This is a genomic window from Flavobacterium arundinis (genome assembly GCF_038289855.1).
GTDB lineage: Bacteria > Bacteroidota > Bacteroidia > Flavobacteriales > Flavobacteriaceae > Flavobacterium > Flavobacterium arundinis.
In genome coordinates, this window is record NZ_JBBYHR010000006.1 from 26948 (window position 1) to 51336 (window position 24389).

Consider the following 24389-nt stretch of genomic DNA (forward strand, 5'->3'; position numbering starts at 1 on the left):
CTACAATATTTAAGGTAGCTCCATTTGCAGAATGCCCAACAAATGGACCGACTACTGTTTTTTCTTCATTGGCGTAAGACAAACAGTTACATAGTATAATTATTGCCGTAAAAATAAATTTTTTCACTAACATATGCTCTAATTTTATCGGTGATCTATTAATTCATAATTCCTGTACCTGGCCGCAAGGGTAACCTTCTTATTTGCTACCGTGAAATATTTTGAAGTGTCAAACAGGGCTAACGGAACATTTTCTCTGCTGTGTTTACCAAAAATTATTTCTAATCTTGGATATTCCATATCCTGTTTTCTGTAATCCCCTGAAAAATCCATTGCGTTAGCATAGTAAAAAATTTGCTTTTGGATGAAGTAATCTTTTCCTATATGAAGTACAAGTTTTGAATAAGGTTGGGTGGTAATCGGTTTAGCCTTAAACTCCATTTCCCAGTACGTTTTTTTATCTTTAATTAATGGCTTTTGGAAATCGTCAAATAAATTTCCAAAATCATATTCTTTGCTTAGAATGTTTGTCCCATTTGTAATCAGTACAGCTTTTTCTTCATTGCTGATTTGTGCATTAATTCGTTTTGTTATAAGATATTCGGTATCATTAATTTTTATATAAACTTCGTTATCTGCATTCTTAAAATATAGACCGGTATAAAATTCATAAACTTTTTTATCCTGTTGTCGCTTATATAAATTATAAGTTGTTGAGAATTGCAGCGATTTATTTGAGGAATACTGAGTTCTTACCTTTCGGAGTATTTCTTCTCCGTTTTGTGAATAAGTACAGCAGCTAATTAAAAGAAAAAACAATGCTCTTTTTATCTTGGATTTAATCTTCATTTTCACCTACTGTTTTAATTACATTCCCTGAACGGCTTTCCTGTATTGTCTTCACCCCTTTCGAAGTTTCCTTTTTTATTCTTACTAGTCCGCCTTCTTTATCATATTCATAGAATGTTGTATAATTATTATCATCATGCTCTGCCATTAACCTGAAGGTTTCGGGATCATATACAAAAGATTTCATACTTCCGTGTATAGGATGTATCCGAATATCATCGAAATATGCCGGGATACCATCATTAAGATTTATTAATTCTATTCTCATAATAGCAGCTTCGTGCGGCACTACAAATTTTGCAGCTATTCGTTGCCAACCATCAATTATTTCCCCGGCAGGATTAAATGATATTTCGCTTACCTGATCTTCATTATCATCGTCAAAGACAAGTTTTAACACTACGTGCTCATAATTTTTAACCTGTATGTTATGTTCTTCCTTAACCCAGCCACTTACCCAATAAGTCTCATCAGGCATAGGCTGGAATGTTTCACAGTTTTCACAAAAGTCTTTTGGCAGCGGTTCGGGCCCACACCCTAGGTCTGCTTCGGCGAGTTTATTATAAAAATAATCCAGATCCAGTACTAAGTGGTCAAAAGTAGGGTACTCAAAATAATTCGATGTCATCAGATCATTTTTGTTGCTTACCGGAAATTGCGTAGAAGGAAGGTTGAGCAAAAATTTAAGCGATGTCATCAGCCTGCCGGTTACCTCATTCTGTTGGTTTTCAGGATCATTTGTATCTATCACAGGATTTATTCCATCCACATAATAGCCGCTGCCTATACCATATACATATAAATGGGAGTATACATCTGCGTCATGAATAAGATTTTTAAGCCTTTCCATATCTGCTGTCTGGGAACCATCTGTTATAAGAATTATGATTTCGGGCTTTAAATCATAGGATAGTGCTTTTGAAATACCACTGGCCCAATAATCTGAATTTGGGCTTATTCCCATTGCCCTCCTCGCAGCAGTATAAGGAGATTTATATTTGTGGTCCAGCCAATCGTTTAGCTCTGCAAATTTTCCCGCTGGATTATTTACTGGACCCGATAACCGGCCTGATACCTCGTCAGTGCGTGTATATGTGTCCGAATCGCACATCCCTATGAACGAAACAACCGTCCCGCTACCATATCTGTTCTGAAGCTCTAAAAAGTTCTTCAATTGCTTTTTAATTTTCAGCGCTTCAACAGCATCAATAGAAGCTGACTCATCCAGTACGAATGCAATATGCGACTGGCAATGCTCTATTTCAGGACAAAAATCTATGTGCTTTGTAGTGTTTACAAATGATTGCGTACCATCTGCATATGTAATAATAAAAACACTTTCGTTTTCTGCACCTTCATACCCTACGGTGTTAACATGCGCTATTGTACCAAAATTATCGACGATCACATCTGAGTGTCCGGATGAAAAACCAAATGAAAGTTTCCCATTACTCCAAACAGGATTACTAATAACAGGGTTGCTATCGCTAATGTAAGGAGCTAAATCAGTAAGTTCCGGACATGTGTAACCATCAGTTAAGGTACTGCCCATACTTAACAGTTTATTTAGTAACCTCATATACAATGCTATCACTTCCTGTGAATCCTGGTTGGATTCGGTACATACTGAGCAAGAAGTACTCACCGATATGGTCATATGGAAAGTTGTTTTACAACTCGTTCCGTCTTTAACGACTAATTTAATTTTATAATGGCCTGGCTGAGCATAAATTTTATGTGGATTGACCTCTGTACTTGTGGTAGAGCCGTTGCCAAACTGATTATAAAATGTCCAGAGCACAGTTGCCCCAGCAGGTATACCGGGTTGAAGATGGAATCCGACATTTACATTTGGCGCAACACATGAAACTCCCGAGTCTAATGCTATGCTTCCTAATATCGGCTCACATTCTTCCTCCGGGCAAAAATTTATATGCCGCACGGTATGATAATATGTATGATTATCATTTATATAACTATCAAACATAGTGTCTATAGTTTGATATTCTTCAGTTGTAGAAGGCGGGGCATAAGTCATTAAGTTGATATCAGTTACCTGCCCATACTCTGTCGGCACTGAAACATCATAAGTGGCTCCATGATTAGAAAAAGAAAATTTCATGATACCTTCTTCAAAAGCCAGGTTCCATATTTTGGCATTATCATCAGTTATATAGGGACGCAAGGACTCAAGCTGACTACAGGTGAACTGATTGGAAAAAACATTTCCCTGCAATGTGAGCAAATAATTGATAAGATCCATATAGTATTCCCTCACCTCAGGCGATCCAGGATTATTTTCGGCACATATCTCTTCGCAACCTGTATCTACAACAATCATCTTATAAAAGGTTGCATTGCATCCGTCTCCATAAGTTACAACCAACTTAACTATATATGGTGCTTTTTCAAAAGTAAATACAGGACGTTGTAAGTCGCTTGAAAAGACTTCAACCATGTCTTCCTGACGGAAAAATGTCCAATCATAACCGGTTATTGTAAAGCCACCTGCATCAAAATAGAACTCTTTTGGCGTTCCCATCTTTATACAGGTTATGCCGCCTACAAGCTTAATTTTACCTGTAAGTGGTGGGCATTCTCCCGGGCAAAAATCTACATGCGATACAGTATGATGGTGATAAATACCTCCAATAAGCGGTTTTGTGTCTATTGATGTCTGGATCTCAGGAGATGTAAAACTTAAAAGATCTATATCTGTAATGATACCCGGTGCACCTTCATTATCAATGCTTATATCCGGAGAAACGGAGTCTGAAAAAGAAAATTCAAGCTTCGTACCATTAAATGTTAAATTATAGATCAATGGCGTTGTATCGGTGATATATGGAGCTAAAGCCACAAGTTGGGAACAATTGAAAGGAGTAGTTATTGCTACAGAACCATTGCCACAATAAGTACTAATAAGATAATTGATAAGATTCAGGTATAATTCCTTTACAACAGGAGACTGTAAATTTTCCTCTGTACATTGCGTGCAGGCAGTATTTACAATAAATGGTTTTTCTATAGTAGTAGTGCATCCGTCTGCTGTAGTAACAACAAGTACTGCTTTCCAATCAGACGACTTTTCATCATTTTTAAAATCTATCACTGGGTGTTCAACTATACTTGTATACACTACATTACCTGATCTGTAAAATACCCAGGAATACTGTTCGATGTTTGTATTGGTTGTAACCACTGTAAAAATCGTTGGTTCATCAGGGGTCGTGCATGCTAAACCTGATTCTACCCTTATATTACCTACTACAGGCTGGCAAACAAAATCAGGACAAAAGTCAATGTGCTTAACCGTATTATCAGACGTTATTTCCCCGTTTCCGAACGTAACATACATATTGGCTTCGTCAGAAAAAGATTCAAAATTGAAAAAATCAATAGTATCAACAAATCCACCTGTAGGGTATTTTAATATAACATCAGGGCCATCCGCTTCATTGTGATCTGCAAATGAAAAAGAGATAGTCCCACTTTCAGCATCCTTAACGAAATTATAAATCAGCGGATTGGGATCCAGAATATATGGAATCAGCGGAGCGAGTTCATTACAATCATACGGCCCTGTTGTTGGAACCTCAACTGCCAAAAGGTGGTTTAACAACTGTATGAATAACCCTTTTGCAAGTTCGGCCTGCGCGGGATTTTCCGGGCAAACATCCTCTAGGCTAAGCGTACAGATATCAAATTTAGTATTTACCGGACTACTCGTTGCACTGTAGACCCTTATCGTATAAGTTTGGCCGGGAATAAGGTTTGTGGCAGTACTTTCATTCTCTTCGCTGCAATACACAAGCGTTAAATTATCGCAGATACCTCCCCTGTACAAGGAATGATTGAAGTCTGTCAAATTATCATCTACAGGCAGTATTTTTATAATTTGTTTGGTTCCGTTTGCAACGAATTTATACCACACATCATCATTTGCAGATCCGGGACAACTATTTACTTCCAGAGAAGGAGTGGCATTGCTCAGAGTGCCACGTAAAGGAACACATGATGTTTTCGTTTCATTTCCTACTGTTTTTGCATTTGCACAATCATCATTCACCGGAGGGCAAGAATACTTTGTAAAAAAGCTGCTTACAATAAAGCAATCCGGGTCCTGCTGACTGGTCAATACAACGTATCCTGTGTCAGTAGACCCAAAAGTACCGAAATTATATACGCCTGGAGTTGATATGGTTTGTGTTGACAACGGCTGTAAAACCCCCGTATTATATCTGTAAATAGTAGCTTCCAAAGATGTCGCGCTTCCCAAATCTGTTATATCTGCTACCACGTCAAAATTTAGCGCATCGTTGCAATCAACATTAAATACAGCCTCAATATTATTCGTACATGCCTCTTCAGTAATAGCAATAGTATAACCTGTAAAAGAATCAAAACTATAAGCCCCGGCTACAACTATGAAATATTCCGTTCCGGGTGTTACATCCAAATCGTTTATGGTTTTTTGCAGCTGTGCCTGGTCAAATGTACCGGCCAGGCAATTTGTACCAATATCTTCACAGTCGGTAAATACAAATATACCGGTCGCATTATGAAGGGGATTAACTTCAATATCGATCTCTGTGACCGATGGGGGCGGAGTATAAGAATACACTACATACTCCCAATGATCGTATCCTGTAGTGCCGGTTGTACAGCCCGTACCTGGGGTTGTTATCTCATCTTGTTCCCTCAAAAGCTGGTTATTATAACCTATATACGGTAATGATGATACCGTTATAGGAAATGAACAATTATCGCCGTACCGTGATGTCCTGAAAGTCTCTGACACTTCTTCAGAATGTTCTCCACTAATAAAAGGGCAGTTAGCTTTTACAAGAAATAGGTAGCGGGTATTTTCTAACAATGAGGAGATATCATAATAATTTGTTGTAACTGTAGTACTATCAATGATAGTTGGTGGTCCGGAATCAGCCGTAATTTGAACCTCTACATAGAACGATGTTGCCCCTGTATTATCCCAAGTCAGTCTCGCAGAGGTGGGTGTGAGGTTTGTTACTGAAGGATGTTCTGCGATACATTTTGTATGTACCGATACATCGTCAATAAGCCATCTGTCCCCATTATCACCATTCATTACAAATGCTATATACACAGATGTACCAACAAGACCCGCAGGTAAGGTAACATGTTTTTCAATGTAATTCGTCTGATCGGGGTCGGGATTTAAGGTAAGCTCCGTCCATGCCTGCAATTCAGTATAGGAAGACGTATTTAGTGGCGTACTGCCCGTATGGATCATTATACGGTAGGTATTATTGTCATCTCCCAATTGGGTAAGCCTTGATTGAAAATACAATTCCCCATTTTGTGGCACAGTAAATTGGGGCGTAACCAGCCAGTCCTCAGCGGTGCCGATTGGTACATTCTCCCTGTCTATATAGGCCGCATGACCAGTTCCCCCAAATGCGGGTGTTATAATTGACTGCGCCGCAACAGTCCACTGTTTCCCTGTACCTGAAACATTTATTTTTTGCCAACCAGTAGGGAGGGCAGTCCCGTTACTCTCAAAGTCTTCACTCAACTGGCTATAACCGCTGAAACCTGTTAATACAACAAACAGCGTAAATATGATTTTTCTCATTTCATTAAAAGCTATAATGTTATTATTTAAGGCGCACCCGGTGTTGCAGGGCATGGTACTATCCTCTTTTTTATGGTAGCCTTATTGTTAGGGGCCACCTTCAGGCTTTTCCGTCCCGAATGTGCCTGGACTGATGAAATGGTTACCTTATTAGGCTTTATGTCGCCCTGATAGCTAAAGTGCGATGTAGTGTCGCAAACATTAAAATCATAATCCTCAAAGCCATCGTATGCCAGTTCCCTGTACCTCGTATTTGCCGCGACAGCAACAGGGAATCTGTAGTTGTAGCCATATAATGCCGATGAAAATCTTTCAAGTGCATCCCTATTTTCCAGTTCGAAGCCATAAGGGTTGTATTGGCTGACTTCGGATGCATACGTCCATTTCTGAAGGTTTAAATCAGAATTGGGAGTCCATTTTTTTAAATCCTCATTATATATATAGTATGGAATGAAATCTTTAAAGAAACCTGATTGCCTGGTCGAGGCATTTTCTTCAGAATTTCTGCCCGTGAGGTAGGCGTAGGATATTTTCGGCCTCCAATTCCCCTTTACGTTATACTTATAAGGGTTGTAGGCTAACAATTGATCATCATAATCAAATTTCAGTTTTCCATTAGCATCAAACTGCATCCTTGGCAGGCGGCATTCGCATTGTGCCGGCCATTCATCACTATAGGCAATGGCCGAGGCATTAACAATCCTGTAATTGCCCCATGTTTCGGTACTGAATAAATTTGCCGGAAGCTTGGTAAGTGCCGTAGTGCCATTATAGAGTGGGTTTAGCATTGAGGTTACTGATGCCATTGATGCGGCTTGCATATTCCTGAAACCTGATCTAACAATCGTAAAGTCAGCTTCACTTATACCCATAGTTTTTATACTAGTCCCTTCCGACGTTATCAGGGTAAATTTAGTATTATCTATAGCTGCCACATAAGCTTTAAATTCTTCTGTTGGCAATTTTACCCAAATTTCGTCTCCCTCCATGAGATAGTCTGATGCTTTATGAACACCACTGAGCCTGAATTTGTCTTGGGTACCGAAAACCGGCCTGAGCTTCCAGCTAAGCCCTACATTTTTTGCCGTTTGACCCATAGCCTTATATGCCCAGTAAGCCGGAAAATTAAATGAATAGTATTTGTCATTGTATTCATTGACGGTTTCGGTTAGCAACACTTCCCCTGTTTCCGCATCCCAGGCAAGGTTCCTTGTATATACACTCGAACCGGCATCATAAACTTTTTGTTCCCGTAAAATACCCGATGTATGGATAACCTTTGTAGTGACAGCCATTTTTATGGTGTTATCATGCCTGGAATAGGTAGGTATCGGGGTAGGTATTATAAGTGCTCCAATTATGATAGGCAGGAACGCAGTATTTACATTTATACTTCCTGATTCTGTGACGGATGTATTTTGCCTGAAATCATTAATTATATCATAGTCGACACCTACCAGATTATCGTTGACAATATTTCCTTCGGCATCAATAGTGGTCACAGCATTATTAAGCTTCCCTTGGTTTCGGTTAAACCCTGAAGTATGTTGGCCCGTTTGTTCACTATAAATGTAATCTGCCCCCGAGATTGCCGCTGTCTGCCCTTCGGCATAAACTCTCGTGGCCTTCATCTTGCCATCCATGTCATTAGTATGTAAAGTAAAACCCTGAGAGAGTGTAATATGATCTTTTACATTTAGATTAATTATTTGGGCTAATGGGTGTGACCTGTCATATGAAGCCTTTAGATCTGTATAATCAACAATTGTAGGATAATCTCTGGAGGTATAGAATTCTGTAACAACACTTCCTGTGGCGTGCTTTTTAACTTCGAATGTTTGGGAACCTTCCTGTATCTGGCGCGGGAGGTTTTTTACAGTTACTTTACTATATGTGATCTTAGGAGCAGGAAAAAAACACTCGCCAAAGGGCAGCTCTATATAATTCCTGCTTTCCGGGGCAAGCAGCTTACCTCCCTCTTTCTTATCGTAAAAAGGCTGTACAAAAGGATTTTCCTTATCGCCAATAGGTTCGTATGCCGCTACACCCGAAGATACGACTTTACCGCCTTCCTTTGTTTCATAAGTATATTGCTGACCATAGAATTGTTTATAATTATCATCATCTGTATGATTCGCCATTACGTCCCAACGGTCATGCATAATAATTTGCTTAACCCTGTTTCCACCACCATATTTAATCCTATCGGGAGCCATAAGGCGTATCCATGATTTTCCGCTGATAAATTCACTTGCTATTTTTTTATCAATAAGTTGGCGATTGGGACTTTTAAACATGTCAAGCAGATCCGGAACGGAGTTCAGTATTTCCATGATAATTTCTTCAACATTATCTGTTGATTCATCTGTATTACCGTCGTAAACATATTTGTGCAGGTATTGCCTGCCAAAATTCCAACCGGCTTTGGATATAGGATTTACATTTCCATCTGCGTTAAGGCCATCCCCTTTATTAACCAATTTTACAGGTATAGCGGCATAACGGTGTCCTTCTATTACATTTGTTATGCGATAATCTATATCTCCCTGCAAGTTTTGTCCCCGTTCAAAATAACCGGTTACGTAATCATAAAGCTGGCCCGCGCCTGTGTTTGGTTTGGACATATTTAGCAAAAACCTGAAGTAAATGGCTTCATCTGCAAGGTTGCGAATATATCTATCCTTAAATTTAGATCTGCCAACTTCAGTATTGTCTATATCAGTTCCTGCGGGAAGCTGCACATATAAAACGTCTTTTTCATCTGACATGCTATTGAAAAGCGTAGTGTTCCTGACACCATTCAGAGTTGTTGGCAATGCGTCAGTACTTTTGCCTACCCCGGTTACCTGATACATCTGCATTACTTCCTTATCCTGTACATACCTGTAATCGTCTGATTCAAATTCAATCTCTATGCGACCGCCAGATGGCAGGTCTATGCTCCGCATAAGCCATGCTGTGGCATACTGGTCTGCCGTTTCCTTATTTTGATCTACATATGGGAATTCAGCATTGGAAAGATCCTGATATATGCCACATCCTGTAGTCTCTGCATTAGGTTTAAAATTGCCCCAGATATCGTAGGCCTTCATGTCATAAGCAGGATTTTCATATGGGCTGTTAAGATTATTACCATAATTAAAGCTGTATGGGGTATACTTGCCCATGTTAGAATCCCTATAAGTAAAATATACCTTCTGGAGGGTAAGTTTCCCTCCCTGATTTCCAGTAAATTTGGGATTATTAAGTTCACTTCTGTCTTTTGTACCGAGATTATTATCCACTCCCTGGCACAGGTAATAATTATATTTAAAGTGTGCCACTTTTATAGGTATGGCGTCATCTCCTTTAGCGAGGTATTCTGGTTTTGAATACAGTCTTATCTTATCAAGTTTATACATCCTGGAGGTAGTTCCTGTCCTTGTCCCCCCCCCATCTTCATTGTCTACGCCATAACCATCTTCTCTTAATGATATATCAAATATGGCTATATGGGTTTTGGTTTCTATTTTTTTTATGTACAATATTTCCTTTTCGCCATATAGATAATTTGCTTTATCATCTCCTTTACTCGTTTTCAGTCCCTCATCATAATTAGCTTTCTTTTTAGCGAAAGGGATTCTCCACTTATAGAGATTGTCATTTGTTTTAGCATCATAGCTAAATTTTGTATAGGAGCCTAAATCATCATCTGTAAGTCCATTATTTGTCAGGTCTGAATAATCGGATGATAATACAGCTGTCAGGAGATAGCTATGGGCATAAGCAGGTGTGGTAATCCTGTTAAAGTACTGGTCGCCACGTGCATTGTTATTAATGCTGTTATCGCTTCCCGGATTATAGCTAACCAGCCCCGTTTGGCAATCTCCCGGACGGCCGCTTATATCAAATGTCGCTTCCTTTTTAACCACATTATAGGCCGCACGCCCATATACATACCTTTCTCCACCATCTTTCACGATCCTAATTTCCGCGGTGTGGTGATCATGCTTTCCTTCTACACAGTAGGGACTAAAGTCGGTTGCAATACCATAATCAGCTGCCTGGGCTCTTGAAAGTTTTTCTATCGCCTGGTTCCTGCTTAGTCTTTTTTCCCTTTTTAAAGGTGTATTAATATTTATCAGGCTACTTGCTGATCCTTTCTTGCGAAAATGTTGTTCCACAGTCCTTGAAAAAGGTGAGCCGCCTATTTCAAAACGAACAGGATCGTAATTTCCCATTTTCTCCTTCAGCAGACTATATTCATTATCTACATGGAATCCGCCTATATTCTTAAAAAACACTTTTTCATAATCCGGCCTGTTGCCTGACTTTTTTTCTTCCAATTTTGGTATAGCATAATTTGTGCCTCTCCAAATCATGGTTGAACTTTTTGCAGTTGTGATACCAATATTGGCTCCCCAGTGCGCCCCACCTCCTACACCTAACTCTACACCACCGCTTTGCCCATTAGAATTATCCTCGGTATGATTATCATACACATACCCCACCTGTCCTTTATAAGGCCTGAACATACCCGAAATGCCCTGGCCCTGTATGCTATATAGATCGTAGGTACTATTGGTGACAGGAATGCTTGTACTCCCGGAAGAAAAAGTCCTGTCTTTTTCCCTGTTAAAATCCAGGATGTTGTCATCTGTCGCATTATATGTATTTTCATATCCGTAAGCCTTCTCAATTTTTTGCTTTTCAGTATCCCGTATTCCCTGAGTCGTCCTGTATCCTGTAAACTTTAAGCCTCCCGGTTCGGTACCCCAAAATTCCCCTTCAATATTCAAATTAAAGGTCATGTTATTTGAAATCATCCCTACACGTTTTGAAGGCGTAAAAGTGGCATCAGCAAAAGAAACGGAGCCACTGATTCCCGAAAGCGATTTGCCTTTTGATGATTTTGTTACTTTTCTGGTTTCAGAAAGTGTCACCGTTTCAATACCTCGTCTGCTGCTTAATGTCGTCCCTATACTACTTGTCAATTCGATATCTCTTTTCTGACCTGACATCGCTTTTTCATAAAATGACACGGAAGGACTAACACTTACCCCTTCTTTCGAATCCATATTCATGCCCACAGACAAGTTATTAGAAATTTGGTAACTTAAGCCTGCTGTTACGGTAAACCCGAAACCATCATAATTATTAAATGTTGTACCAAAGCCTATGCTTCCGTTGAAAGGAGAGCCACTTTCCGGAGCAGCGGGAGTTTCACCCTCTACTGGTGGTGGCGGCGGTGGCGGTGGCGTTGGAGATTCTCCTACCCCCTGTACGGGAGTATTTTCCGCGCCAAACAAAGTACTGAACACGTTGAAATTGGCCCCAACCGTTACATTCTTTTTCATATTATTTTCATAGAACATCTCATCGCCCGAAAAATCGTCAGGGAGGCCGCGCAATTGCCTTGATATCTGGCCGACATTCAAATCCCAACCTAAACCAACCCATGATGCTTCTTGGTCCATCGTAATATTAGAATTATAAGCAAGGTTAATCGGATAGCCTCCTACGTCCATGATAGGAATATTATAACTAAAATCACCACTGGAAAGATCTACCATGTCTGATGTCCCAATAGGCGTAAATGATTCAAATTCAGGCTGCGAAGGGCCGCCTGTAAGCGCGTATGCACACATAGGAGCTGTAATTTCAAGAAATATCATTAATGCAAGATAGGAGGCAATAATTTTTGATGCTTTGCTGGTTCTGATGGTCTTAATCATAATTCCGCTCTGATTATAGGTTGCTCGAATTTAAATTTTAATATTCCCTTACCGAATAGTTGATCATTGTATATTAACTGGATTTTATCTTTGGGTTTTATATTTCCAAAGAACAATAGTAGTTTATGGATTGGTGCAACTTTAAAGCTCCTCTCAAAAACAATCCCGGAACAGGGTATAGTATCTTTTTTGGATGTAACCACATAAAAATCCTTATTAATTGAAAACGACATATATTTTACAGCATCATCATATTCCATCCCCGTGAATTCCTGATTCAGCAAATCCTTTTCCTCATCATCAGAAAAATTAAATTCAATTATTCGTTCACTATTATTTGCCTTTTCAATAGAATCAATCTCAAAAAGATTATCATTGCCTTTATTATTAAGAATATAATAAGCCACAGGAACTTCAGCAGCCTTAAAACTTATGCGATCTACTTTTTGTGTGTGCTCCCTCGTCTTCCATCCATACTTTTCAAGATTAAAATAGCGGGTTCTTATTTTACTGTCATCTATAGCAGTATCATCTTTACAACTAATGAATAATGCTAATACTATAATCATAATAATAGCACTATTTACCTCCTTCATACTTTTCATTTATATATTTAATAAACGAATCAGTTACATTTTGATGTTCGTCACCATACAGAATATTTTCATTAGTCTGCATACCCAGAATAAATCTGAAACTATTTTGTTTAGAAAATTCTTTAGCATAATTACTTATCCTACTCCAAATTTTCACAGATTCATTATTGGTGAAATTGTTCGTGAAAATTTCTAATTGTTCTTTTTCAAAGATGAATTTATTCATAAGGGATTCATCATGACTGTAAGAGGAATCAGTCACTAATCTATAGAGGCTGTCAACGGCTTGTTTCCTGATCTGCAATTCCCGCTCTCCACTTTTCTTCATTTCAATAGTCATATTGAAATTTTGAAATACTTTTAAGTTGTCTACATATACAATTGAACTATCTCTATTACAAAAAACTAAAAATGACAATAGAATAATTAAGCAAGCATTACTAATAATTAGAAATAAGATTATTTTTTTTGAAACCATAAATCATTACAAAATATTTGTTAAGAATATTACAAATATATATTTAAATTAATTAACAGCTATTCACTAATTAATTTAATCAAAAAAATGATAATATATTAACATTAACCCGGTAGATAATTAAATTTTGTAATTAATATTAATTTGGATCAAACTATAGGCTAACGGTTTAGCAAATTTCAAGTTATTAGATAATTAACTGTTGGGAATAGAAGCGTGTCATATTTATAATCCAACTTTATAGTGTTAGGAACATTATGAAATGAAAATATGGCTATCATGACACGAGTGAAATCCACATCTGTTCGTCTAAAAATTCCTGTTCGGGAGGGGAACATAGTCGAACCTATTCATTTAAACGTTTGTAAAAATGAAAGTCAAATACTACGAAAACTATTTGCCATGAATTTGCCATAAACTTATTACACGCACCATCCATAAATTTTCATTAGGTGTATTATAAACACACACTTTGTTGAATACACATAAAATTATATTGATATACATTACGCGGGAAATACTAAAAGATTATTTAATAAATCTAACTAATATTAAGACTGCACTTCATAATTTAACAAATAATTCTCGCACCAATGGTGCGAGAATTAAAACTATATATTGTCATTATTTTATATTGCTTAACACACCATAAAATTATCTTAAATTCTAAATTCATTATGCCGAAAGCCTCGCCAATACTAACAAATCCTCAATAAAGGTGTTCGAAAATTGTCCGGGCAAGTCCACCGGAAGAAAAAACCTGCTTAATTTTTGTTAAGTAGGTTTTTATTGTGTTACAGAATGTGAATTAATTGACATAAGATAGGAGTCGAACCATATCTTGAAACCCCATTGAATGCTAAGTTTCAAATATTTTTGATTAAATATTCCATGATTTTGCTACAATTTTAACCTGCTTGGTTGCTTGATTAAAAAGAACGTTATACTCGCTACAAACTTAGGAAAAATAAAACATCTATTCATTTAGCACACACAATTGATCTGAGACATTGCCCAAGATATTTTTCGGATCTTCTTTAATTTATTGCTATCCGATGCATGGAATAAATCAACTCGGGTTGTAGTAAAGCACTGGACGGCATTCGTTTTCGCATTCTGCATATAAGCTCACTATAAGTCAGGTTGCCGCTGTCTTGATCATACGCTTTGCCGTAACCAGCACTTACTATCCGGCGTATGTCGAAAGAAAATAAACAGGGCTGCCTCACTTTAGAGACAGCCCTTTATTAGGTGATGATTGGTTTGTAAAGCTTATTTCTTCACGATGATGAACTCTGAGCGGCGGTTTTGTGCGTGCTGCTCTTCTGTACAGCCCGTGCCACAGTCCACCTTAGGCTGGCTCTCACCAAATCCTTCACCCGATATCCTCGCCTTGGCGATGCCTTTGGAGATCACGTACTGTACCGTAGACTTTGCCCTGCGGTTCGACAGCGCCATGTTGTACTTGTCTGACCCGCGGTTGTCCGTATGTGCTTTTACCATGATCACCATGTCCGGGTATTTCCTGAGCGTTTCCACTAAGTTGTCCAGTACAAAAGCGCCTTCTTTGGTGATGTTGCTCTTGTTGAATTCAAAGAAGATATCCCCAAGTTCTACAACCGGCTGGTCCGGAACTACTATGATAGGGTCAAGGTCAACAAATACTTTGGCCTGTGGCCCCTTGCCTGCCGGAATTTTGGCAGTACCATTGCTGTACTGCTCCTTGCTTCCCTGTAGGCTGAACGGCCTGTCACAGTCAATGTTATAGGTCACCATACCCTGGGCATCGGCTGTCCTGGTCTCGATCACGTTGTTCTTATCGTCAAGTATCGCTACCCTGGCACCACCAAGGGGCTGCAGGGTCTTTTTGTCCCTTACCTGTACTATCGCCTCTACGCCGCATACCGGGGTAGCGCTGTAGATCTTGTCGAAGCCGTCGCGGTTACTGGAGAAGAAACCGATGTTGTTCTTTACGTTGAAGGTAAAGGCAAAGTCATCCTTCTCACCATTCACAGGCGCACCGATGTTGACGGCCTCATCGTTCTTCTTCAGGTCGATCCTGAACACATCCAGTGAGCCGAAGCCTTTGCGTCCGTCGGAAGAGAAATACAGGTGGTTCTCATCGGTGATGAACGGGAAGCTTTCGCGTCCTGCGGTGTTCACTTTCGGGCCAAGGTTTACCGGCTCGCCATAGCTGTCGCCATTTACATCCACTTTCCAGATGTCGTTTCCGCCAAGGGTGCCTTCCCTGTCGGAAGAGAAGTACAAGGTCTTGCCGTCCTTACTGATCGAAGGGTTGCCGGTTGACCATTTCTTGTCGTTGAACGGAAGCGGCTCGATATCGCCCCACTTGCCATCTTTCTTTTTTGCCATGAAAAGCCATACCTGGCCTACCTTAAGGTTGTTCTCGGCATCCCTCTGGTACTCCTTGCGCTCCTTGAAGCTCTCGCTTGCGAAAAACATGGTGTTGCCGTCGGCTGTTACCGCCGCAGGGCCATCGTGGTACCTGGAGTTAACTCCCGGAAGGGCTACTGCCTCGCTGTAGGTGCCGTTGGCGTTGTAAGTTGCCGTATACATGTCAAGGTAAGGCTCCTCGCTCCAGCCATAGGTCCTTCTTGAGGTATTCCTGGCGCTGGTAAAGTACAGCGTGTTGTCGTCGTGGAGCATGGCTCCGAACGATCCGTATTTCTTGTCGTTGATGTCAAGGGCCTTCTCATCGAACAATTTTGCCTGGTTCCTGAGCTTCGGAAGGTAGTTGGGGTCCTTTTTGAACTCCACCGCCCTTTGGTCGCCCGGGGCCATTGATGCAAATTTCTGCATCTGCGCATTGGCGCCCTCATAGTTGCCTTCTGCTTTCAGCATCTGTGCATAGCGGTAGTATACTTCGGCATCCTGGCTGGTCTCGGTAGCCCTGGCATACCACTTTACCGCTTCTTTGCTGTTAAACACGTTGTAGTAGCTGTCGGCAATCTGACCGTACACATAAGGGTCTTTCTTGTCGATCTTCTGGTAAGCCTCTGCCGCTTCCACATACTCAAAGCGCGCATAAAGCTTGTCGGCCTCCTCCGTATCTTTGGTCTGCGCCGTTACTGCCATACTGGCGAGCATAAAACTAAGGGTAATATATAAATTCTTCATGTCTTATCTTATTATGTCGCTTTAGGTTAGAAATAACGTGGTGAACGTGATACTTTTTTCGGGAAGTTCACATCGAACAGCAACATCACCTCGTGCGAGGCAGGGGTGGTCACTTTCAGGTCCGATACGATGTGGTCGTACGCATAGCCGATCCTCAGATTCGGGGTAATGGCATAGTTTACCATGCCGCCAAAGGAGTCATCCAGCCTGTAGGTCGCGCCGATCTCGAACTTGTTGAAGAATAGCGCGTTCAGCGAGCCGTCGATGGACGGGTCTACGCCAAAGGCCGACTTCACCATGAACGATGGCTTCAGCTTGAAGTTATCGCCAATCTCAAACACATATCCACCCGTTAAAAAGTAATGCGACACTTCAGATCCGAACTCAAGGTCCTGCCCGTTGTCCGACCTTACGTTAAGGTGCTTGCTCTTAAGCATGTTCGGTACCGAGAAAGCCAAGTAGTAGTTTTGGGTGTAGTAGAAAACGCCCGTACCCACATTGAAGTAGGTATTGTTTACGTTCTCTGCAAACGCAGGGTCATTCGGGTCCGGCACATAGCCGTTCCCAATGTCGTCATACAATCCTACGTCGTGGAACGTGAGTCCCGCTTTTAATCCAAGGGCAAGCTTGTGCTCGCCGCCCAGCTTAAGGGTGTAGGAGAAGTCGGCATACAGGTTGGTCTCCTGTACCGGGCCGATCTCATCGACTATCGCCGATAAGCCAAGGCCTACATTTTTCCCCACAGGGCTGTGCCCCGAAAAGGTGCCCGTACTCGGGGAATCCTGGATGTCAACCCACTGCTTGCGATACAACAGTCCAAAGGCAAGGTTTTCCTTTGAGCCTGCATACGCCGGGTTGATCACGTTCATGTTGTACATGTACTGCGTGTAGTGCGGGTCCTGCTGCGCCGTAGCGTCCAGCAACCCACCAAGAGCCAATAATGCTGCAAGGTAAATTCTATTCATATTGGTTAATTTATTATTTTACTATAAGCAATACCGGCCGCAAAAATCTTGTTATACAAAAACTACTACATAAATATAAAACTGATCTTTCCCTGCGGCACGGATATTACTATTTCATTCGTTTTTCTTTTACATTATCGTTTCAGGGCAAAGTGGGCTTTGAATTCCCTTGCTTCCCCGTTAAAGGTGTATGCTACAGTAAACCAGTAGTCATCCCCGGGCATCGGCTGGCCATTGTAGGTTCCGTCCCACCCTGCTCCTGCGGCGCTTATCTGTTTGAGCAGTTTACCGTAGCGGTCGAAGATGTAGATCTTCGCATCCCTGTTCTCATCGGTATCCAGCCCGAAGATGTTCCAGGTGTCATGGTAGCTGTCACCGTTCGGTGTGAAGAAGTTCGGGTAGCCTATCGGACTCACCCCATCAAGGTCAAGCATAAGGTAAAGGTCGTTACATGGGTCGGCCGTTGCGGTATCCCTTACATATATGGTATGCGGTTGGTAAGGCGATACGTTTTCGAACACATTGGAGTTCTGCCATGGGCCGTTGTCAAGGCTGTATTGGTAGTCACCAAAGCCTTCTGCAAGCACGGTCACCACCTGGGCCTCACCAAATGGGTTACCCACCACAAAGCCGTGCCCGATAGGGCCGGCAGGGCCGCTTTTCTCTATAGTTACCGGAGCTATCGGATCCGACACACAACCTGTAGCGCTGGTGGCTATCACCGTATAGTTTCCTGGCTCAGTTGCTGTAAGCATTGGTCCTGTCTGTCCAACGATCTCAACAGCGTCTTTGAACCATACAAAGGTATGTGTAGTATCAAGGCCGGAATCTATTATAGCAGGACGTACATTTTCTTCGGTCCTATAGTCGATACACACGGTGGTATGGTCAGTTTTAAGCAACGGTTCCGGGATGCGCTCCACGAACAGCTCCAGTGTGGTGATGTCGTTACAGCCACTTACAGTCGCCTCGTTGGTTACCCGTACCCATATCATTTGGTACTCCGGTGTGTTTTGGAACGCCGTTGGGTTGGGAATGGCATTGTCACCTGCTTCAGCATCCTCAAGGCTGGTGTAATAGGTTACGCTGTAGTCCGCAGGGTTCTGCGTACCAAGGGCATCATCGTCAGCCCTTGTCAAATCGAAGGTGAACCTACCATCGTTGGTACCGTCATAGTCGCACTCAAAGAACGTTTCGGTAACAGGGTTGGCTGTCGCTGCTTCTTCAACGAGCAGGGTAAGCGGTGCCCAATTGGTACAGCCTGTGTCCTTGTTTATCACCTGTACGATGATGTTCTGGATATTCGGCGAGCTGGTGTTGGTGTAAATGTACGGCATGGCGATCCCGGCAAGGCGGTCAGCCTCTGTCCTGTGGAAGGTAATGGTGTAGTCAGCCGGGTCGGCATCTTCACCCAGTATTTCATCCATGTGGGTGTTGAAGTCGAAGGTAGCGATGCCATCAGTGTTTTGCTCACATATCGCGTATGGCGCTATCACTCCGGCCTCACCCAGCTCGGGCAGCGGGTTCACGATAAGCTCAAAGGACACTACCTGGTAGCAGACAGGGTCGGCAGCATTGCCGGTATTGGTCTCAGCCCTCACCCATATCGTTGCACTGCCGCTGTTATAGTTCGTAATGTTCACTATCTGGTTCTCCCTGTTGTTCGCATCGTCAAAAGATTCATAATAAGTCAGTACCATGGTAGTATCATTGTTACGGATATCCGCTGCGGCATCGGTAAGGTTAAATAGTTCCATTCCGTCAGGCGAATTGTTGTCATCACACAATACCAGCGGGCTTGCATCCTTGTCCGGCTCGGGTAAAGGAAGTACTTTTATCGTAAGTGTGGTATAACTTTTACAGCCCTCCGGTGTCGTCACCATCACGAACAAGGTTTTCGGGTTGCCCAGCGGTGGTGGTGGGTTGGTGTAAGCAGTAGGGTTATCAATTGGTACTGCCATTGGATCAACCCTTGGGTCAGCCTCAAAATAGGCCACCGTCATCCCCTGCCCTATACCAAATTCACCAAGTATCTCCTCGTCTTTTACTGTAAGGTCGAATTGGGTTTGCCCGTCGTTGCCTTCCGGATCCAGGCTTTCATTACATAGTGCCAGCACGGTTGGCGTTGCAAGAAGCAGCGGCCTGTCCAGGAATAGCTGGAATGTAGTTATGCTAAAGCATCCTGTATCCGGTGTCTCTACCCTTACCCATATCGTTTGCCCACCTGCGCCATAGTAATGCGCAGGGTTGGTGATCCGCGGTGCGCCGTTACCTGCATTGGCCTCGCTGGTAAAGTAATGTATGGTAAGCGTAGCAGGCGTTGTGCCAAGGGCATCATGTACCACTGCATCCTGTACGGTAAGGTCAAAGTAGGCTTTGTTGTCCTGGCCGTTGGCATCCCGATCGTCGCACTGCACCAGGTCCTCAAGGTGTTCCGGAACCTGTGGTGCAGGTTCTACCACCAACGACAACACATACGGCTCCAGCCTTGTGCATCCTGTGGTGCTGTTCACTACCCTGACGTAAAGGAACTGTGCAAAAGGGTTAACGTTATGGTAGTTCGCAAGGTCTTCTGTTATCGGGTTGTTGCCGCCGATAGCATCCTGATAGGTGGTATGGAAACTCACTTCAATGTCAGTAGCACCATTGACCATGTCCTCCACAAGGGCTTCCAGGTCGAATACCCCAATGCCAAGGCCGGTGGTGTCGCATACGGTTAGTTCTTCAGCTGTTGGCATCACCAATACCGGTATAGGCTCTACCCTCACATCGAGCAGCACGATCCTGTAGCAGCCGGTTTCTTCTACGGTTACCCTTACGAATATCGTCTCTACTGCTGATGTATTGGTATAAGCTTCAGGGTTCAGTATCCGGCTTGGGCCGGTGCCTGCAACGGCATCTTCATACACTTTAAAAAATGTCACATTGATGCCGTCCTGCAATCCTATGACCTCTTCTGTCTTCGTAGTAAGGTCAAATACCTCCCTCTCATCGCCCGGATTGTTGCTATCGCAAAGTGTGTACGGATCAGGGTCGTTGGCTACCGGAAGCGGGTTTACGATAAGGGCTACGTCCACCTCTTTAAAGCAGCCTGTGGCATTGTTGTTCACCCTTGCGATAATCACATCACTTGCGCTGTTGTAGCTGGCAGGGTTTGCTATCTGCCCAACGCCATTATTGAAGGTAACTGTAAACTGTCCAGCGTCCTGTGTAACCAGTATTCCCTCTTCCAGTATTGTAAGGTCAAAGATGGCGATACCATCTGTATCGTTGGTACCGTTGTCGCACATTTCGTAAGGCTCCGGCTCGGTAGCTACCGGGACAGGGTGTACTATCAGCTGAAGCTCTACGATGTCGAAGCAACTGCTTTGGCTGGCAGGGAAATCCACTCTTATATACAAAAGCTGCGAACCATCCGTTTCTATATTTTCATATGCATCAGTATCAACTATCCTATTATTAATAGCCGAATGGAAAGCATCATCATAGGTTTCATATACGCTTACCATGTTTGTACCGGCCTGCCCGCTGATCTGCGCTATAACCGGGTCTAAATCGAACGTTGCCACAGTATCACCATCAAGGTCACATTCTGAAATGGGCTCGGGCGCTGCGACAGTTGTAGCTGCCAGTACTTCGAGGCTTACCGATATCACCTGCGCGCACAATGTGGCCGTGTAAGCGACCCTGGCATACAGTGTTCCTGTAGCGCCCTGGTAGGGTGTATTTTCTGCCGCGCCAACCCCACTGACCGCAGCATCCTGATCCTGATAAAACGACACAGCTACTCCCGGGCTATTGCCAAGGATATCCAACCGGATTGCATCAAGATTGAAAAGGCCAAGTCCCGGTGAAACCTCACAAGATACATAGGCCGGCAAATCGGTATTGACCGATGGCAGTGGATTAACTACAAGTGCGGCAGGTACTACTGTGATGCAACCTGTTTCAACCGACACCACACGCGCCCAAATTGTGCCGGTCCCGCTGCTATGGGCTGAAGGATCGGTAATACCAAGCTCGTTGTCATAAGCATTTTGAAAATTTCCTGTATGGTAACTGAGGGTATAATCATTTTCATCCAATCCGGCAAGTATGATGGGGTTAAGCGCCAAAAGATCAAAGCTGGCCAACCCATCGGTTTGATCAGGTCCATTATCACAAACAGCATAGGGTGCAGGAACAGTAATTTGAGGGGAAGAATCAACCTGTAGATGCAATTCCAACACATTAGGGCATGTTAATGTGCCCGATGTCGATTCCAAACGGATGTAAAGTGTCTGTATCCCGAATACAGCCTGGCTTAAATAGGCTTGTGTATCTGTTACCCGATCCGTATCTACCGCATTAATAGCCCCTGAATAAGAACTATAAACGCGAATTTGGTTACTGCCCGATTCCGAGGCCACCTGCGCCAGCAAAGGATCAAGATTAAAAACCGCCTGTCCGTCCCCATCCGTATCGCACTCATGCAGCACAGCAGGTGTTTGCGCCTGAGGAAGCAACACAGCCCGCAACTGCAAAGGCTCTATACTCCGGCAACCTAAAATGGGGTCTTCTGCTAACGCATATACTTCGGTCATATCGGGAGCTGTATATGAGGCCTGTGGCAAGTCATTATCCCCTCCTTCTATGGCGTCGTTGTATGAGCCATAGTAACGCACTATGAGACTCGCATCGCCTGCTGTAATCTCATCTGTTTTTTCAGAGAGGTTAAAAATTCCGGTTTCAGGCGATGTTCCCTGTCCACAAACCCAAAGAGGTTCGGGCGATGCTGTAATTATGTTATTTATCTCAAATGTAAGGAGCGCAACCGACGGGCAGCTTCCTTCTGAATTATGCACTATCCTAATGTAAATGAGCCCACCATCTGTAGCTTCATACCCATCCCCTATAGCATCGTCGCCCGCAAGAGCATCACTCCATGATGCGTGATAAGAAATAGTGTAGTTATTCAGATCGCTATCCTCATTTGCTTCACTCAAAAGAGGAACTTCGTTTGATGCACTATCTCTCAGCCCTTGTGCCAATACTGTAAGTTGTGACACTATAGCAGTATTGGTACTGCCGATATCCTCGCAAAGAACATAGCTAAAGGGGCCATTATGTAACGGCCCGCGGTCGACAGTAAGCACGATAGGCTCAATGTCGTAGCATGAGGGAAACAGCTCATCAACTATTCTGACATATACAGTAGCATCAGCAGATTGGTATTGCGAGGGGTTGTCGATTGCCGTACCCTCTGCTTCAGCAAGATCGTATGTGCTGTAGAAATCATAGCTATAGCCGTCAACAGGGATAACAGCATCCGCCAGGTCAAAAACCGCTTCAAAAGCCGTATTGATATGACATGCTGTTAGCGGTGATACGGTGTGAGGCTCAATACCTTCCCTAAGTATGATTTGCTCGGTAAAGGTGTTATTGTTTTCATTGATCTCGCGTACCGTTCCGGTACCTGTCCCATCATCGTCAATTACCACGCTAAGATCGAAGGCTGAAGGCACTTCGGGTGGTAATGTAACTGTTACGTTGCCCACTTCAAATCCACCAATGGGAATTGTAGCGGTAGTGGCAGCTGATCCCACAAGCAGGCCATCAGCATAAATGGAAATAGGTGTGCCAAAGGGCAGCACATCGGTACTATTGTCATTCTTTGCCATATAAATGACCTGTATGTCACGATTGCCACAAATTTCTTCACCGGTGTGGTAAATCATCTCGATAGTTGCTTCCGGTAACTCGCTATTGACCACAACTACAATATTATTTGCGATCACAGCATCCTGGCCAGTCGTCAGCGCCACATCGAGATCAGTATCACCTATGGCAATGTAGTTCTGAATATCGTAATAATCAATATCCATATTCCAAAGGTTAGATGCGCCGGTAAAACTATTGGTACTATTAAATGGATTACCAGCCGGGTTCAGGGCGTTGCCCAATACGGTATTATTCACTTTCAGCGATTCGGAAACAGAATTGCCCATATCTCCCTCCCACGCTAAAAAGCCGATCTTGGCACCGGCATCATCAACAACGTTAAGATTATCCAGATAAATATTAAGCAAGGGGCTATATTGATCCACCGTTTTAAATCCGTCGTAAACGCTTACCTGATTGTAGGGAAGTGTACTATCCATATAAATAACTACGATCGACCACCCCGCAAAATTAATCCCTGAAGTACAATAAGTAGGGTCGTTGGCGAGCGTTTGGCTAATATCGAGGGAAGAGAGCGTATAAGTACCACTACTGTTCACAATACCCGTAACATCGGCAAATGCCCCGAAGGCCGGCTTATAGTTGGCCAGGCCTAATTGTATTGTTGAGTAGAAAGTTCTTTCAGCTGAAACATCAATATTATTAAGCTTTACGTCAAGATCTGCAGGTCCGGATCCTGCCCAATACAGGTATGCTGCCGTTATGGTCTGCCCAGGTGCCAGGCTTAACCCGGCTGACGATTGTGTCAAAACGCCACAGTCATCATTGTCTAATATCCCCGCATTTGCCTGAAGGTTTAAGGTATTGCCTATGGCTGTATAATCATATTGGCCATTATACTGGGAGTAAAGCTGAAAAGGCGCGCCCCGCTGCACATCGAAGGTATAAGCCTGCGCGGTTGTGCACCCCTGATAAATGGTGTTCAAAGTCAGTGTAACCAAGCCCTCCTGAATGAATGTAAATGTGACCGATTGGCCATAAAGGACCGCCCCGCCTCCAAAATCCCACTGGTAGGTCAATTGGGCAGGATCTATACCGGGCATCTGGATACCCGCTGTCATTGCTATTGGCCGGGCAAAATCCACGGTGTAAATCCCGTTTTGTAAATCCGACGGGGTAACAGCAGTTAATTGTGCAGGGATGCTTTCGCAATCGGTTTGCGCAAAAAACATTCCCGGCAATAACAATACTGTCCATAATAAAAATTTCAATTTCTTCTTCATAGCATCTCTTGTAATCATTTGCGACCATTCGAAGCAATATATGCTTCATAAAGACCCGCTCCAACTTAATAGCAATTTATTATAAGGCATT

Annotated in this window: 8 protein-coding genes; all 8 read right to left on the reverse strand. The window is 42.7% G+C overall.

The genetic code is table 11. The features are described from left to right. Positions 1-144: 144 nt before the first annotated feature. Positions 145-849, reverse strand: coding sequence for a hypothetical protein (locus tag AAEO56_RS11705; RefSeq protein ID WP_341697246.1), 705 nt, complete (start codon positions 847-849; stop codon positions 145-147). Then, positions 839-6463 carry a choice-of-anchor J domain-containing protein gene (locus AAEO56_RS11710; RefSeq protein WP_341697247.1) on the reverse strand — a complete coding sequence of 1875 codons (5625 nt, stop codon included), beginning with the start codon at positions 6461-6463 and terminating at the stop codon, positions 839-841. The genes AAEO56_RS11705 and AAEO56_RS11710 overlap by 11 nt, the downstream gene beginning before the upstream one ends. Before the next feature lie 26 nt (positions 6464-6489). Continuing rightward, positions 6490-12177: a hypothetical protein gene (locus tag AAEO56_RS11715; protein ID WP_341697248.1), complete on the reverse strand. Its 5688-nt coding sequence runs from the start codon at positions 12175-12177 to the stop codon at positions 6490-6492. Continuing rightward, a complete protein-coding gene (locus AAEO56_RS11720; protein ID WP_341697249.1) occupies positions 12174-12773 on the reverse strand; it encodes a hypothetical protein in 600 nt (199 codons plus the stop codon). Before AAEO56_RS11720 ends, AAEO56_RS11715 begins: the two co-directional genes overlap by 4 nt. After that, the gene (locus AAEO56_RS11725) at positions 12757-13113 is read right to left on the reverse strand and encodes a hypothetical protein (RefSeq protein WP_341697250.1); all 357 of its coding nucleotides are present in this window, start codon (positions 13111-13113) and stop codon (positions 12757-12759) included. The genes AAEO56_RS11720 and AAEO56_RS11725 overlap by 17 nt, the downstream gene beginning before the upstream one ends. 1410 nt (positions 13114-14523) lie before the next feature. Beyond that, complete coding sequence (locus tag AAEO56_RS11730; RefSeq protein WP_341697251.1) at positions 14524-16389, reverse strand: OmpA family protein; 1866 nt, start codon at positions 16387-16389, stop codon at positions 14524-14526. Positions 16390-16415: 26 nt separating this feature from the next. Continuing rightward, a complete protein-coding gene (locus AAEO56_RS11735) occupies positions 16416-17354 on the reverse strand; it encodes a PorP/SprF family type IX secretion system membrane protein (RefSeq protein WP_341697252.1) in 939 nt (312 codons plus the stop codon). A gap of 134 nt (positions 17355-17488) precedes the next feature. Then, positions 17489-24298 carry a T9SS type B sorting domain-containing protein gene (locus AAEO56_RS11740; RefSeq protein WP_341697253.1) on the reverse strand — a complete coding sequence of 2270 codons (6810 nt, stop codon included), beginning with the start codon at positions 24296-24298 and terminating at the stop codon, positions 17489-17491. Positions 24299-24389 lie beyond the last annotated feature (91 nt).